12 protein-coding genes and 1 tRNA gene are annotated in these 15,230 nt (G+C 72.1%); 5 read left to right on the forward strand and 8 right to left on the reverse strand.

What is annotated here, in order from left to right; genetic code table 11:
* Both M8C13_RS25110 and M8C13_RS25115 read left to right on the forward strand, forming a co-directional pair.
* Window positions 1-1,053, forward strand: a complete 1,053-nt coding sequence (locus tag M8C13_RS25110; RefSeq protein WP_252483137.1) for a LacI family DNA-binding transcriptional regulator — start codon at window positions 1-3, stop codon at window positions 1,051-1,053.
* A 123-nt stretch (window positions 1,054-1,176) separates the two neighbouring features.
* Entirely contained in the window at window positions 1,177-2,277 is a 1,101-nt protein-coding gene (locus M8C13_RS25115; protein ID WP_252483138.1) for a LacI family DNA-binding transcriptional regulator, read from the forward strand.
* Here M8C13_RS25115 and M8C13_RS25120 read toward each other — a convergent pair.
* Window positions 2,243-3,463, reverse strand: a complete 1,221-nt coding sequence (locus M8C13_RS25120; RefSeq protein ID WP_252483139.1) for a pentapeptide repeat-containing protein — start codon at window positions 3,461-3,463, stop codon at window positions 2,243-2,245. The two genes, M8C13_RS25115 and M8C13_RS25120, sit on opposite strands and share 35 nt — an antisense overlap.
* A 147-nt stretch (window positions 3,464-3,610) precedes the next feature.
* On the opposite strand from M8C13_RS25120, the gene M8C13_RS25125 reads away from it, so the two are divergent.
* Window positions 3,611-4,234 carry a TetR/AcrR family transcriptional regulator gene (locus M8C13_RS25125; protein ID WP_252483140.1) on the forward strand — a complete coding sequence of 208 codons (624 nt, stop codon included), beginning with the start codon at window positions 3,611-3,613 and terminating at the stop codon, window positions 4,232-4,234.
* Here the strand turns inward: M8C13_RS25125 and M8C13_RS25130 are convergent.
* The 4 genes from M8C13_RS25130 to M8C13_RS25145 all read right to left on the reverse strand — a co-directional run bounded on the left by M8C13_RS25130 (window position 4,218) and on the right by M8C13_RS25145 (window position 11,273).
* A complete protein-coding gene (locus tag M8C13_RS25130) occupies window positions 4,218-5,681 on the reverse strand; it encodes an alpha/beta hydrolase (protein ID WP_252483141.1) in 1,464 nt (487 codons plus the stop codon). The two genes, M8C13_RS25125 and M8C13_RS25130, sit on opposite strands and share 17 nt — an antisense overlap.
* Before the next feature lie 30 nt (window positions 5,682-5,711).
* Complete coding sequence (locus M8C13_RS25135; RefSeq protein ID WP_252483142.1) at window positions 5,712-7,184, reverse strand: alpha/beta hydrolase; 1,473 nt, start codon at window positions 7,182-7,184, stop codon at window positions 5,712-5,714.
* A 62-nt stretch (window positions 7,185-7,246) separates the two neighbouring features.
* Window positions 7,247-9,775, reverse strand: coding sequence for a trehalose-phosphatase (gene otsB, locus M8C13_RS25140; RefSeq protein WP_252483143.1), 2,529 nt, complete (start codon window positions 9,773-9,775; stop codon window positions 7,247-7,249).
* Between the two features lie 70 nt (window positions 9,776-9,845).
* Window positions 9,846-11,273, reverse strand: coding sequence for a trehalose-6-phosphate synthase (locus M8C13_RS25145; protein ID WP_252483144.1), 1,428 nt, complete (start codon window positions 11,271-11,273; stop codon window positions 9,846-9,848).
* Window positions 11,274-11,437: 164 nt separating this feature from the next.
* Here M8C13_RS25145 and M8C13_RS25150 point away from each other — a divergent pair.
* Window positions 11,438-11,510, forward strand: a tRNA-Thr gene (locus tag M8C13_RS25150).
* 149 nt (window positions 11,511-11,659) lie between these two features.
* Here the strand turns inward: M8C13_RS25150 and M8C13_RS25155 are convergent.
* Together M8C13_RS25155 and M8C13_RS25160 are read right to left on the reverse strand one after the other, a co-directional pair.
* On the reverse strand, window positions 11,660-12,019 hold the full coding sequence (locus M8C13_RS25155) for a hypothetical protein (RefSeq protein WP_252483145.1): 360 nt from the start codon (window positions 12,017-12,019) through the stop codon (window positions 11,660-11,662).
* A 12-nt stretch (window positions 12,020-12,031) separates the two neighbouring features.
* A complete protein-coding gene (locus M8C13_RS25160) occupies window positions 12,032-12,832 on the reverse strand; it encodes an FHA domain-containing protein (protein WP_252483146.1) in 801 nt (266 codons plus the stop codon).
* Window positions 12,833-13,000: 168 nt separating this feature from the next.
* On the opposite strand from M8C13_RS25160, the gene mgrA reads away from it, so the two are divergent.
* Window positions 13,001-14,026, forward strand: coding sequence for an L-glyceraldehyde 3-phosphate reductase (gene mgrA, locus M8C13_RS25165; RefSeq protein ID WP_252483147.1), 1,026 nt, complete (start codon window positions 13,001-13,003; stop codon window positions 14,024-14,026).
* Here mgrA and M8C13_RS25170 read toward each other — a convergent pair whose 3' ends face one another.
* Complete coding sequence (locus M8C13_RS25170) at window positions 14,027-15,118, reverse strand: ADP-ribosylglycohydrolase family protein (protein WP_252483148.1); 1,092 nt, start codon at window positions 15,116-15,118, stop codon at window positions 14,027-14,029. It abuts the gene before it with no gap.
* Between the last annotated feature and the right edge of the window lie 112 nt (window positions 15,119-15,230).

Below are 15,230 nucleotides of genomic sequence, written 5' to 3' on the forward strand. Positions count from 1 at the left end.
GTGACGGGACTTGCCGATATCGCGCGTGCGGCCGGGGTCAGCATCTCCACGGTCAGCCGGGTCCTGAACCGGCGGGCCGGGGTCAACGAGGCGACCCGGCAACGGGTGCTCGGCGTGCTCGCCGACCTGCCCTACACCCCGCGCGGCCTCGGCGCGCTGCAACGCACCGGCGTGATCGGCCTGCTGGTGCCCGAACTGTCCAACCCGGTCTTCCCCGCCTTCGCCGAAGCCCTGGAGACCAGGGCGGCCCGCGCGGGCTACGGCTCGCTGCTGTGCAACACCCGCTCGGCCAGTCTGCGCGCCGACGGGGCCGACCTGGACGGGCGGGAGCTGGTCGAAGAGGAATATGTCCGGATGCTGCTCGCCCGCGGCGTGGAGGGCATGGTCTTCGTCTCGCCGGAGATCAACAACGCCGAGGACGGTGGCGCCAGCTACTACAGCAAGCTGCTGGCCGACGGCGTGCAGATGGTCTTCGTCAACGGCGGCGCGCCCGCGCTGGACGTGCCGGACGTGACGGTGGACGAGCAGGTGGCCGGCTACCTGGCCGCCCGGCACCTGGTCGAGCTCGGGCACCGCCGGATCGGCTTCGTCTGCGGCCCGGCCCGCTCGCTGCCCTCCCGGCTCAAGCGCGCCGGCTGGTCCGCCGCGCTGGAAGAAGCCGGGCTGCCCGCCGACCCGGCGCTGGTCGCGCACGCCCCCTACGGCGCGGCCGGGGGCGCGGCCGCGATGGCCGGACTGCTCGACGGCCCCCGGCCCAGCGCGGTGATCTGCTCCTCCGACCACATGGCCCTGGGCGCGATGCGCGAGGCGCACCGGCGCGGGCTGTCCGTGCCGCGAGACCTGTCCATCGTCGGCTTCGACGACATCCCCCTGGCTGCCTACTGCTCGCCCGCGCTGACCACGCTGGCCCAGCCGATCGAGGAGATGGCCAGGGCCGCGGTGGACGAGCTGGTCCAGCGGTTGAACCCGGCCGCGCGCCGCGCCGGGGGCAGTTACAGCCGGGTGTTCCGGCCGAAGCTGGTGGTCAGGGAGTCGACCGCACCGTTGTCCTGACCTCTGAGATGGTCTGGACCAATGCGGCCGGTGACTCCCCGAACGAGCTGGCCTTTCATGGTTCTGAACACAGCTTGGTCACCCAGGCTTCACTAGGTGGTTCTGAACCGTTACGGTCACTTCATGGCGCGGTCTTTGAACGCGCGGCGCCCCGCGACACTGGCGTCGCTGGCAGCGGAACTCGGGGTTTCCCGCACGACGGTCTCCAACGCCTACAACCGGCCGGACCAGCTCTCGCCGGAACTTCGGCGCCGAGTGCTGGAGACGGCCCGCAGACTCGGCTACCCGGGACCTGACCCGGTGGCCCGTTCGCTGCGCACCCGCAAGGCAGGCGCGGTCGGGCTGCTGCTCACCGAGAACCTGTCCTACGCCTTCCGCGACCCAGCGGCCATCGCCTTCCTCGAAGGACTGGCGCTGGCCTGCGAGGACGCCGGGACCGGCCTGCTGCTGGTGCCGGCCAACCCCGAGCGCGAGGACGTGGCCGCGGTGCACCGGGCCGGGGTGGACGGCTTCGTCGTCTACTCGGTGCCCGATGACGATCCGCACCTGGCCGCGGTGCTGGAGCGCCCGGTGCCCACCGTGGTCTGCGACCAGCCGGAGATCGGCACCGTGGACCGGGTCGGCATCGACGACCGCGGCGCGATGGGCCGGATGGCCCGGCACCTGATCGAGCTGGGGCACCGCAGGGTCGGCGTGATCTGCATGCGCCTGGCCCGCGACCGCAACGACAGCTTCGTGCCGGTGCACCGGCAGCACGAGGCGCACTTCCACGTGCAGCGCGCGCGGCTGGAGGCGCTGGCCACCGAGTTCGCCGCGGCAGGCGTGGACTGGACCGGCGTGCCGGTGGTGGAGCGCTTCGACCACACCATCGCCTCCGGCTCCACCGCCGCCGCCCAGCTGCTCGACCGCGACCCGGAGATCACCGCGATCATCTGCACCTCCGACATCCTCGGCCTCGGCGCGCTGGCCGAAGCTCAGCGACGGGGGCTGCGGGTGCCGCAGGACCTGACCGTGACCGGCTTCGACGGCATCCCGGACGCCGAGCGCGCCGGGCTGACCACGGTGCGCCAGCCGGTGCTGGAGAAGGGCAGGGCCGCTGGCCGGCTGCTGCTGGACACGGTCGACCCCGGTCGCCCGCGCACGGTCACCCTGGACACCGAACTGATCGTGGGCACCAGCTCGGGCGCGCCTAAGCCAGCCGCTCAGCAGTGGTACGGCCCCTGACCTCGAGCACCTTGCCCTTGCGGTCCAGCACCGCGCGCCAGCCCCGGGGCAGCCGCAACCGGTCCTCGGGGTTGGTCAGCTCGACGTTCTGCATGCCGAGGACCTCGCCGATGTCGGCCAGGTCCAGGTTCAGCGTCTCGATGGTGGATTCGTCGAACAGGGCGGCGCGTTTGAACACCGCGCTTTCCAGGTTGACGTATTTGAACGCCTTGATGAAGCTGAAGATCGCGTCATCGTGGAATTCCGTTTCCGCGGCCTGGACCTCGCCGTGGAACTCCGAGGTGCTGAAACTCGCTTTTCCGTAGAACAGGCTGCCGGTCAGTTCGACGGTGCCGGTGAAGGTGACCGCGTCCAGGGTGAAACCCGCGTAGAGCTCGGCGTCCGGGGCGCTGAACACGCCGACCCGGCACTGGTTGAGCACGAAGTTCTCCAGCACCGCGCCGGTCAGGTCGAGGTTGCAGACCACGTCTTGCGGGGCGTTGCGCAGGATTTCCGCGACCAGCCGCTGCGCGGCCAGCCGGACCTGGCGTTCCCGGTCCTCCGCCCTGGTCTCTTCATCCTCGACGCCGGGCAGCTTCTTGGGCTCTTTGAGCGGCTGGATGTCATCACCGGTGAGCTGGTCCCGCAGGGCCGCGTAACGCTTGTGCTGGAACGGGCGGCGCAAGTAGGAGCACAGCACGTCCACCACGGTCTGGGTGCGGCTCGGGTGCGCCCGCGCCAGGCCCACCAGCGCGTGCAGCGCGCCCACCCGGACCTGGTCCGCCTCGTGCCCGAGCAGCTCCACCGAGCGGGCGAACCGCTCGTCGGCCACCCGCTCCCGGTCGTGCATGGCGCGCACCCGCTCCAGCTCCTGGCGGGCCACCTCCACGGTCTGCCGGTCCCGCTCGATCTCCCGCCGGTCCTCCTCGGTGCGCCGCCTGCGGTCGTTGAGCCACAACGCGTACAGCGCGATCAGCGCGCCGGAGGCCACGCCGCCGGTCTTGAGCGCCTCGGCCCGGCCCGCGCCCGGATCGGAGCTCAGCAGCCAGCCGACGGCCAGGCCGAGCACGCCGATCGCGCCGCAGATGGTGGCGCCGAGCATGACGCTCTGCTTGTCCTTGTCCGCCCGTCGCGCGCGCAGGAGCAGCAGCACGACCGCGGTCACCAGACCGGCCGCGCCACCGCCGACCCACAGCCAGGGCTCCATGTCCAGATTGTCTCTCCCGATCTGCCGTTCCTCCTGGTGCAGGATGTTTTTCCACCCGGACGGCCGAGAGAATGAACTCACCATTCGACCGGCGCCGTCGAATTGTCCCGTGCGCCTTCGTAAATCTCCCCGGTTATCCTTGCCGCTATGACTCAGGCGCCGCGGACTCGGGGCAGGCTGAACCGGTCGCTGGTGCTGGCCAAGGCGATCGAGCTGATGGACGCCGACGGCGTGGACGGGCTCACCATCCGCGCGCTGGCCACCGCGCTGGGCGCGAAGCCGATGGCGATCTACACCTACTTCGCCGGCAAGGACGAGCTGCTCGCCGCGGCCTACGAGGACCTGGTCACCCGCACCCCGCTGCCCGCGCTGGAAGAGGGCGCCGAGGGCCTGAAGCGGGCCCTGCGCGCGCACCGGGCGGTGCTGCTGGCCCACCCCTGCCTGATCCAGCTGATCGTGCGGATGGACCGGCCCGGCGACTACGACCTGCGGCTCAACGAGGCCGCCTTCGCCGCGCTGCTGCACGCCGGGATGTCCCCGCGCGAGGCGGTGCTGCGCGGGGCGGCGGCCAACTGGCTGGTGCTGGGCAGCATCACCCGCAACACGGCCAGGATGGTCCAGCACCCCGAGCTGCTGCCGACCGCGGCGGACCTCCCGCCGCAGACCCATCCCGCGCTGCACGCGGTGCTCTCGGTGCTGCCCGGCCTCGACGAGGAGGAGCTGTTCGAGGCCGGGCTGGACCTGGTGCTCGGCACTACTTCCGGCAGCTGACGTCCTTGGCGGGCAACGCACCGCCGACGAGGTAGCCGGTCACCTCCGCGTCCACGCAGGCGTTGCCGAAGTTGGCGTAGACCCCGTGCACGCGAGTGTTCTCCAGCAGCACCAAGCGTCCCTGGTCGCCGAGCGCACGGCGCAGCCCCTGCGCGCCGACCAGCGGCGTGGAGGTGTCGCCTGCGGCTTGCACGATCAGCACGCTCTTCGCCCGGCCCGGCACCACCTGGGTCGGCGGCTCGATCGGCTTGCCCGGCCAGAACGCGCACGGGTGGATGTTGCTGGCCGCCGCGCCGAAGAACGGGTACTTGCGCCCGTCCAGGGCCGAGTCCACCGCGTAGCGGGCCGGGTCGCGCGGCCATTCGGCGTCGTCGCAGGCCACCGCCAGGTGGCCGGAGAACAGCTCGTCCGCGGGAGGCAGCGCGGCCACCTGGTCGGCCAGTGCGATCGCCGCCGGGTCGCGCAGCGCGCCGCGGTCCAGATCGCCGATCAGCGCGGCCAGCCCCTGGTTGTCGCGCTCGTCGTAGAGCACCCCGCGGACCACCGGGCGCAGCACCTCGCCGGTGAAGGTGAACGAGCCGTGCTGGACCGGGTGCCGGTCCAGCTTCGGCAGCAGCGCGTCCAGCCGGGCCCTGACCCGCTCGGCGGTCTGACCCAGCGGCGCGCCGTTGCGCACCGTCCAGTCCGCCCACTCGGCCAGCGCCTGCTCGTTCACCGGGCCCCAGTTGCGGAAGCTCTGCCGCCAGGCCGAAGCCGGGTCGACCGCGCTGTCCAGCACCACCCGGTCGGTCCGCTCCGGGAACAGCTGGGTGTAGACCGCGCCCAGGTAGGTGCCGTAGGAGGTGCCGAAGTAGCTGGCCGTGCGCTCGCCCAGCGCGGCCCGGACCGCGTCCAGATCGCGGGCGACGTTGCGGGTGGTGAGGAAGGGCGCCCGGTCGCCGAAACGCCGGTGGCACTGCCGGGCGAGGTTGGCGGCGGCCCGCGCGTCGGCGGCGAAACCGTGCTTGCCGGGGTGCCGGGGCCAGGTCACCTCGAACAGCGAACCGGTCTGGCCGCAGGCGACCTGCCCGCTCTGGCCGATCCCGCGCGGGTCCATGCCGATCAGGTCGAAGCGGTCCAGCACCTGCTGGGGCAGCCTGGAGTGCAGGTCGCTGGGCAGGTCGAGGCCCGCGCCGCCCGGCCCGCCGGGGTTGGTCAGCAGGATGCCGTGCCGCTTGGCCGGATCGGCGGCCTTGATCCGGGAGATGGCGAGCTGGATCTCGCGGCCGCCCGGGTTCCGGTAGTCCAGCGGCACGGTCAGGGTGGCGCATTCCTGGGGCGTGCCGGGCTTGCCGTCGCAGTCTGTCCACTGTGGACGATTCGGGGCTGGTTCGGCGGTGGCGGGCGCGGCCGTCGTCGCGAGCAGGGCGGCGACGGCCGCGGCCAGCAGGTGTCTTCGATGGCGCATGCCACCGAAGCTAGCGTACTTAGTACGTGATCAGCCAGGTACGTTCGCGCAGCGCTGATCCGCCGCCGGCAAGCTGCCGCTGACCAGGTACTTCGTCACCGTGTTGTCCACGCAGGCGTTACCGTAGCGGGCGTAGAGCCCGTGCATCCGGGCGTCCGCCAGGGTCAGCAGCCGGGCGTTCTCGCCGAGCATCCGGCGCATGCTGACCGCGCCGGCGTACGGCGTGGCCGAGTCCCCGGTGGCGCCGACCACCAGCGCGCCGTGCCGGGCCGGGCGGATCTTGGTGGTCTGCTCCAGCGGCCGGTGCGGCCAGTACGCGCACGGCCCGATGCCGGCCGCCGCCGCGCCGAAGAACGGGTACCGCCGGGCGTCCAGCGCGGTCTCGGCCGCGTACCGGGCCGGGTTGCGGTCCCAGGCGGCGTCGGTGCACTGCACGGCCAGGAAGACCGAGACGAAGTTGTCCGCGGGGAAGGTGGCCAGCACCGCGTCCAGGAAGCCGCGCACCGCAGGGTCGCTGAGCTGCCCGTCGGCCAGGTCGGCGACCAGCCCGGCGAGCACCGGGTCGCTGCGGTCGCTGTAGAGCACCAGCCTGCTCACCTCGCGCAGCGTGTTGCCGTCCAGCTTCAGCTGCCCGTACTGGGCGGGCCGCTGATCCAGCGCCCGTGCCAGTTCCGCGTAGTGCGCGCGCACCGCGGCCGGGGTCGCGCCGAAGTGGTAGGTGGCGTCCCGCTCCGCGGCCCAGGCTGCCCAGTCCGCGAACGCGGTCTCCGCGGCCGGTCCCCAGCCCCGGTTCATGCCGTGCCAGACCTTGGCCGGGTCGATCGCGCCGTCCAGCACCATCCGGTCCACCCGCGCCGGGAACAGTTGCCCGTACACCGCGCCCAGGTAGGTGCCGTAGGAGCCGCCGTAGAAGCTGATCCGCTGCTCACCCAGCCCGGCCCTGACCAGGTCCAGGTCCCGGGCGGCGTTGCGGGTGGAGGCGAAGGGCAATCGATCCCCTTCCGCCTGCTGGCACTGCTGGGCGACCTCCTTGGCCGCCTTGGCCTCGGCCGGGAACCCACCGGGTCCGGGCAGCCGTGGCCACAGCGCGTCGAAGACCGTGCCGGTGAACCCGCAGGACAGCGGGCTGCTCTTGCCCACGAACCGGGGGTCGAAGCCGATCAGGTCGAACCGGTCCAGCACGTCCTTGGGGAAGGTCTGCGCGAGCCCCAGCGGCATGTCCAGCCCGCTGCCGCCCGGCCCGCCGGGGTTGACCAGCAGCACGCCATGCCGCTTGGCCGGGTCCGCCGCCTTGAGCCGGGAGATGGCCAGCTCGACGGTCTTCCCGCCCGGCGCCCGGTAGTCCAGTGGCGCGCGCAGGGTGGCGCATTCCAGTGGGGTGGCGGGGTCAGCGTCGCAGTCTGTCCACTGTGGACTCTGCGGCGCGGCGGTCACCGGCGGGGTGAGGGACAACGCGAGGAGCGCCGTCAGGGCTGCCGCGAACGCGGCACGGCTGGTACGCATGTGCCAGAAACTACGGGCCGTCGCGCGGTTCGCGCGACGGCCCGTTCGTTGGTGCTTTCGGCTCAGGCGTCCAGCAGCTGGGCGCAGCGGATCAGGCCCAGGTGCGAGTACGCCTGCGGGTGGTTGCCCAGCGAGCGCTCGGCCACCGGGTCGTACTCCTCCGGCAGCAGCCCGGTCGGCCCGGCGCAGTCCACCATCTGCTGGAACAGCTCCTCGGCCTCCGTGCGGCGGCCGGTGAGCAGGTAGGCCTCGATCATCCAGGCCGCGCACAGGTGCCAGCCGCCCTCCGAGCCCGGCAGGCCGTCGTCGCGGTGGTAGCGGTAGACGGTGACGCCGGAGCGCAGCTCGGCCTCGGTCGCGGTGACCGTGGCCTGGAAGCGCTCGTCAGCCGGGTCGATCAGGCCGGAGAGGCCGATGTGCAGGGTGGCCGCGTCCAGGTCGGTGCCGTCGTAGGCGGTGGTGAAGGACTGGACCTCGTCGTTCCAGCCGTGCTCCAGCACGTCCTCGCGGATGGTCTCGCGCAGCTTGGCCCACTCCGGGTCGACCTCCCGGCCGAAGCTCTCGCCGAGGGCGATCGCCCGGTCCAGGGTGACCCAGCACATGACCTTGGAGTACACCCGGTGCCGCGGCGCGGCGCGCTCCTCCCAGATGCCGTGGTCGGGCTCGTGCCAGCGGCGGGTGACCGCCTCGGCCATCGCCTGCACCATGCGCCAGTCCTCGTCGGTCAGCTTGCCCCTGGCCTCGGTCAGCTTCTTGACCAGGTCGACCACCGGGCCGAAGACGTCCAGCTGGACCTGCTGGTTGGCCAGGTTGCCCACCCGCACCGGGCGCGAGCCCGCGTAGCCGGGCAGGGTGTCCAGCACCGCTTCCGGGCCGAGCGTGGTGCCGTGCAGGGTGTAGAGCGGGTGCAGCCGCTCCGGGCTGGTCAGCGTGCCCAGCACGGTGTGCAGCCAGCCCAGGTAGGCCTCGGCCTCGGCGAGGGAACCCAGCGACACCAACGCTTGCGCGGACAGAGCGGCGTCGCGGACCCAGCAGTAGCGGTAGTCCCAGTTGCGGACCCCGCCGATCTCCTCCGGCAGCGAGGAGGTCGCGGCGGCCAGGAAGGCGCCGGTCTCGCCGTGCTGGAGGCCGCGCAGGGTCAGCGCGGAGCGGGCCACCAGCTCGCGCTGGGTCTTGGGCAGGTCGAGCGTGCCCAGCCACTCCGACCAGTAGCGGTCGGCGCGGCCGCGGCGCTCGGCCTCCGGGGTCTCCGCGGCGGTGAGGTCGTCGGTGCCGCAACGCAGCTCCAGCACCACCGGCGAGCCGGGGTGCACCGCGACGATGGCCTGCGCGGTGTCGTGCTGGCCGTCGCTGGTGACCTGCCAACGCACGCCGGGGGAGCGCAGCACGATCGGGTCCGAGGTGCCCAGCACCCGCAGCCCGTCGCCCTCGGCCACCAGCGACACCGGGACCTGGCCGAACTCCGGCCGCGGCGCGAAGGTGACCAGCGCGGTGGTGTCGCCGGAGATCACCCGGATCAGGTCGGTGCGCTGCGGCTGCGCGTAGTGGTCCAGGTAGTCGGTGACCAGCAGCTTGGACCAGCGGGTCTCCACCGTCATGGTGCCCGGCACGTAACGCTGGCCCAGCGGCAGGCCGTTGCGCTCGGGCTTGATGGAGAAGTGGCCCGCGGACGGCCCGCCGAGCAGGTCGGCGAAGATCGCCGCCGAGTCCGGCTCGGGGTGGCACAGCCAGGTCAGCCGGGCGTCCGGGGTGACCAGGGCGACCGAGCGCTCGTTGGCCAGCATGGTCAGCCGCTCGATCGGCACCGCCTGCTCGCCGTAGAGCCAGTTCCGGCGCTCCTCCAGCAGGAAGGCCAGCACCAGCGCGACCTCGGCGGTGTCCGGGATGCGGTACTCCGCGGCGCTGTCGCCGTCGCCCACCTTCACGCCCAGGTCAGGGCCTGCCAGGCGGATGAAGGCCTTCTCGTCGGTGACGTCGTCGCCGATGAAGAACGCGGCCGAGGCGGCCACCTGGTGCCGGAGCACGTCGAGGGCGTGGCCCTTGTCGGTCTGGATCACGGCCAGCTCGATCACCGCCTTGCCCTCGGTGACCTGGATGTCCGGCCAGGTGCACGGGCCCTGGCGGACGGCCTCGAAGACGCGTTCGCCGATCTCCGGCTCGGCACGCCGGGAGTGCACCGCAACCGAGGCGGGCTTGAACTCCAGGTGCACACCGGGGGCGTCCGCGACGATCTCCTCGATCGCCCGGCGGACCCGGGTGAGCCGGTCCTTGGCGGCGGCGTCCAGCTCGTGCACGAAGCCGACGTCGAACTCCGAGCCGTGCGAGCCCACCAGGTGGACCTCGGCCGGCAGGCGGGACAGGGTGGCCAGGTCGCGCAGGGCGCGCCCGGAGATGACCGCGATCGTGGTGGCGGGCAGGGCGGCCAGCGACCGCAGCGCGTTCACCGACTCCGGCAGCGGCCGGGCACGCTCGGGATCGGCGACGATCGGGGCCAGGGTCCCGTCGTAGTCGCAGGCGACCAGCAGCCTCGGAGTCCGAGCCAGCTGAATGATCGCGCGCCGCAACTCGATGGGGAGGGTTTCGGCGGTCAACGCCTTCCTCCTACGTGGCGTTCGGGGCGGTTGAGAACTATGTGGGCGCGCCCCGGGGGATGGGCGCCACCTATGTCGCGTTGCTCTGCGTGCCAAGCGCCTCGAGGAACGATCGAGCCCAGCGGTCGACGTCGTGGGTGAGGACCTGGCGGCGCAGAGCGCGCATCCTACGGCGGCCCTCGGCCGGATCAACGGTGAGGGCAGCCTGCAATGCGTTCTTCACGCCATCCAGATCGTGCGGGTTGACGAGAAAAGCGCTCGTGAGTTCAGCGGCGGCTCCGGCGAACTCACTGAGCACAAGTGTTCCACCGAGGTCGTGTCGGCAGGCCACGTACTCCTTGCAGACCAGGTTCATACCATCCCGAACCGGTGTCACCACCATCACATCGGCGGCACAGAAGAAGGCGGCCAGCTCCTTGCGGTCCACCGACTGGTGCAAATAGTGCACGGCCGGGTGACCCACCCGAGCGAACTCGCCGTTGATCCGTCCCACGCCGCGCTCGATGTCCTCGCGCATCTGCTGGTAGTGCTCGACCCGCTCCCGGCTGGGCGTGGCCAGCTGGATCATGGTCACGTCCTGTGAGTTGATCCGCTCCTCGGCCAGCAGCTCGTGCAGCGCGCGCAACCGGACGTCGATGCCCTTGGTGTAGTCGAGGCGGTCCACGCCGAGCAGGATCTTCTTCGGATTGCCCAGCTCACGCCGGATCTCCGCGGCCCGCTGCTGCACCTCGCGGGTGCGCGCCAGCTGGTCCAGCCCGGCGGAGTCGATGGAGATCGGGAACGCGCCCACCCGCACCAGCCGGTCACCCACCGGCACCAGACCGGGCCGGGTGCGCACCCCCACCGCGCCCCTGGTCGGCTCCAGGCCGAGCAGCCTGCGGGCCAGCCAGAGGAAGTTCTGCGCGCCACCCGGTCGGTGGAACCCGACCAGGTCCGCGCCGAGCAGCCCGCGGATGATCTCCCCGCGCCAGGGCAGCTGCATGAACAGCTCCACCGGCGGGAACGGGATGTGCAGGAAGAACCCGATCCGCAGGTCCGGCCGCTGTTCCCGCAGCATCGCGGGCACCAGCTGCAGCTGGTAGTCCTGCACCCACACGGTCGCGCCCTCGGCGGCGATCTTGGCGGTGGCGTCGGCGAAGCGCTGGTTGACCTTCACGTAGGCGTCCCACCACTTGCGGTGGTAGGCGGGCGGGGCCACCACGTCGTGGTAGAGCGGCCACAGCGTCCCGTTGGAGAAGCCCTCGTAGTAGTCGCGCACCTCCTGCGCGCTCAGCTGCACCGGGTGCAGCTGCACCCCGGTCTCCTCGAACGGCTCGACCTCGGCGTCAGCCACCCCGGGCCAGCCGACCCAGGCGCCGCTGCGCGAACGCAGGAACGGCTCCAGCGAGGAGACCAGCCCACCAGGACTGCGTTTCCACCGCTCCGTGCCGTCGTCCAACCGCTCGAGGTCGACGGGTAGACGGTTGGCGATCACGATGAAGTCAGCAGCCGAGTCCATCGCAGCACCCACCGGGTCCGCCTCCTTTGTCGACAGGGATCCGTGACCCGAGGTTATCCACAACGCCGCAGGTCTACCTGTTGGCGTAACCGCTGTCACAGTCCGCAATCGGGCGGTTGTTATGCGCACGGGCCGGTGCCGCATACGATGTTCGCGGCACGCATGCCGGTGTAGCTCAATTGGCAGAGCACTCGCCTTGTAAGCGAGGGGTTACGGGTTCAAGTCCCGTCACCGGCTCGTCGCGCCTCTGGCTGCTCGCCGCCGTTGGCGGCTTCGCCGGGGCTCGTTGTGTGATCCGGGGGCCGAGCCCCCGGACCCCCACGGTGCGGTTGGTGCCGAACCAGCGGGGTTTCGCGCCGCGCCTGGCCTGGCCCGGTTCTGTTGCGTCAGAACCCCAGCCACGCGGTCAGCGCGCCCAGCGGCCCGAGCAGTGCCGCGCCCGCCGAGGCCAGTGCGCCCGCTCGTCGCAGCAGCGTGGTCAGGCGGTTGGTCTGGGTGGCGATCCGGCTGCGGTCCGGTTGCGGGGACTGGAGCTCCTCGGCCACCTCGTCCAGCGCGCGGTCGGCCTCCCGGCGCTCGGCCCCGGTGAGCCGGAGCTCGTCCAGGGCCCTGCGCAGCGACTGGACCTCGGTGAGCAGCTCGTGGCCCTGGCCGATGTGCTGGTCCCGGCCTGCCACGTACTGCTGACCGGGGCCGATGTTGACGTTGGTCCCGCGCACCCCGCGGATGTCGTAGTTGTCGCGCATGGGTCCTCCAGGTCAGTAGCGGTTCCGGCGGCGCTCGGCGCGGTCCTTGCGGCGGCGGGCGGCCTTGGCCATGGCGCCGCCGATGGAGGCCAGGATGCCGCCCGCGGCGAAGGCGCCGAACCCCAGCGGCACCGCGGGCAGGCCCTGGAACTTCAGGCTGAACGGGTCCACCGGCCTGCCACCGGAGATCCCGGACATGCCGGAGAAGATCGTCCAGGCGAACAACGCGAACCCGGCCAGCGCGACCAGCAGCCCGACCACCATGACCAGCCTGCCCACCCCCGCGCCCTCGGTGAGCGCGGTCATCGGGTCGTTGTCCACGGTGATGTGCGCTTCCTCGTACCGGCGCTGGTCGTACCGCCGTTGGTCATAGGCGCGCTGGTCGTACGAGCGGTTGTCGTACTGGTCCCGGCCGGCCACGTGCTGCTCGCCCGGCCCGATGTTGATCGCCCCGCCCCGCAGGTCCCGCACCTGGTAGCTGTCCCCCGGGTAGTGCCGGCCCGGTTCCGGCGCGGAGTAGCGCAGCTCCAGCCCTCCCAGGCGCAGCAGGTCGCCGTCGCGCAACGCCTGCGGGCCGTGCAGCCGCTGCCCGTTGAGCCAGGTGCCGTTGGTCGAACCGAGATCGCTGACCAGCACCTCGTCCCCGCTCCGGTCCAGGCAGGCGTGCCTGCGGCTGACCGCGTCGCTGGGCAGCGCGATGTCCCCGGCCCGGCCCACCGCGGACCGGCCGGGCGGCACCAGGAAGACGAAGCGGTTCATCGCGCCCCGGGAGACCACGGTGAACCGGGGCTCGTGCGCGGCTGGATCGGCCATGTGTCCTCCCCCAGAGCAAGAGGTGCACACAGGGTCCGGATCTCGCTGACCAGGTCATACCGCCATCCAGGTGCGCCAACTGCCCGAAAGGGACGGCCCGGGCAAGGGTGGTCCGGTTGGCCTAGCGCGGTTAAGTTGGGCAACCGACCCATCTCCCGGAGGAGCAGCGTGTCCTACCTGGCCGACTCCGCGCGTTACGACCAGCTCAGCTACCGCCGCTCCGGCCGCAGCGGCCTCAAGCTGCCCGCCGTCTCGCTGGGCCTGTGGCAGAACTTCGGTGGTGACCGGCCGTACGAGACCGGGCGGGCCATCGTGCGGCGGGCCTTCGACCTCGGGGTGACGCACTTCGACCTGGCCAACAACTACGGCCCGCCCTACGGCAGCGCCGAGGAGAACTTCGGCCGGATGCTGGCCGAGGACCTGCGCCCGTACCGGGACGAGCTGGTGATCTCCACGAAAGCCGGATACGACATGTGGCCTGGTCCGTACGGGGACTGGGGTTCCCGCAAGTACCTGCTGGCCTCGCTGGACCAGTCGCTGGAGCGGCTCGGCCTGGACTACGTGGACATCTTCTACTCGCACCGGGCCGACCCGGAGACCCCGCTGGAAGAAACCATGGGCGCGCTGGCGACCGCGGTGAACAGCGGGCGGGCGCTCTACGCCGGCATCTCCTCCTACTCCGCCGAGCGGACCGCGGCGGCGGCCGCGCTGCTGCGGGAGATGGGGGTGCCGCTGCTGATCCACCAGCCGTCGTACTCGATGTTCAACCGGTGGATCGAGTCCGAACTGCTGGACGTGCTGGCAGAGGTGGGCGCGGGCTGCATCGCGTTCTCGCCGCTGGGGCAGGGCATGCTGACCGACCGCTACCTCAACGGGGTGCCCGAGGGGTCGCGGGCCAGCCGGGACGGGTCGCTGTCCACCGGGTTGCTCACCGAGGACAACCTGGCGCGGATCAGGGCGCTCAACAAGATCGCCCGGTCCAGGGGGCAGTCGCTGGCGCAGCTGGCCATCTCCTGGACGCTGCGGGACTCGCGGGTCACCTCGGCGCTGATCGGGGCCAGCTCGGTGGCGCAGCTGGAGCAGAACCTGGCGGCGACGCGGAACCTGGACTTCAGCGCGGACGAGCTGGTGGAGATCGACAAGTACGCGGTGGACGCCGGCATCAACCTGTGGGCGGAGTCCTCGGCGAGCTGATCACTCCGGCAGCAGGTAGTGCTCCTCGTCGAAGGGCAGGCCCGCGCAGGAGGCGGCCAGGTCGCGGCCGGTCTGCTCGATCACGTCGCACAGCTCCAGCCTGCCCACCCACTCCCTGGGCAGCACCGCGGTGCCGTGCAGGGCGCCCAGGATGTTGCCGGTGATCGCGGCGGTGGAGTCGCTGTCGCCGGAGTGGTTGGCGGCCAGCCGCAGCGCGTCCGGGAACTGCTCGGCGCGGCGGTGGGTCAGCGCGGCGTAGACCCCGATGGCCAGCGCCTCCGGGCCGACCCAGCCCGCGCCCAGCCGCTCCACCGAGTTCGCCGACGGACCGCCGGCCGGCACCGGGCGGCCGAAGGCGCGGGCCTCGCGCACCCGCCTGGCCGCGGCCGAGTCGGCGGCGGCCAGTGCGGAGGCCGCCGCCAGGGCCAGGCCGGTCTCCTGGTCGTCGCGCAGCGCGCGGCCGGTGGCCTGGTCCACCGCATCCCCCAACGGGCGTTGACGGACCGCTACCAGGTGCACGATCAGGGCGAGGGCTCCGGCCGGGGCCCAGCCTGCGGGGTGACCGTGGGTGAGGGCGGCGAACTCGCAGCCCAGGGTGTAGGCGGTCTGCGGGGTGGGCGCGAAACCGGCCGGCGCGGCCCTGGCCACGCCGCCGCAGCCGCGGGAGTCGCTGGTGGTGTTGGGCAGGGTGGCCGACTGGAGCACCCGTAAGCAGGTCACCCCCGGCGCGCGGCTGGCGTACATCCGCTTGTCCGCGAGCAGGCCGCGGGCCAGCGGGGCCGGGCCGTCCAGCTGCTGGGTGGTCAGCCAGCGGCGCAGGCTCTGCCACACCGTCTCGGTCGGCCCCCACACGCCCCGGTGCTTACCGCGCACCCAGGCGTGCAGGTAGCCCTCGGCGGTGAACAGGGACAGCTGGGTGTCGTCGGTGATCAGCGCCGGGCGCGGCGGGTCGGTGATGCCGGCTGGCCCGAACTCGCGGCGGATCTCCGGCCTGGCCAGGAACTCCACCGGGGCGCCCAGGGCGTCGCCGACCGCGCCGCCGAGCAGGCAGCCCGCGCCCCGGTCCAGGAGCGCCGTCGGATCTGCGGGCACTTCGCCTCCGGCGTCCTCGGGTGGATGTCTCTGGTGAATCTCTCTGTGCAGACCCTAACGAGCGATCCCCCGTCCGGGTCGTCCGTACTACTACGGAATGGCGTACCGCGAC

Source organism: Crossiella sp. SN42, from assembly GCF_023897065.1.
Taxonomy (GTDB): domain Bacteria; phylum Actinomycetota; class Actinomycetes; order Mycobacteriales; family Pseudonocardiaceae; genus Crossiella.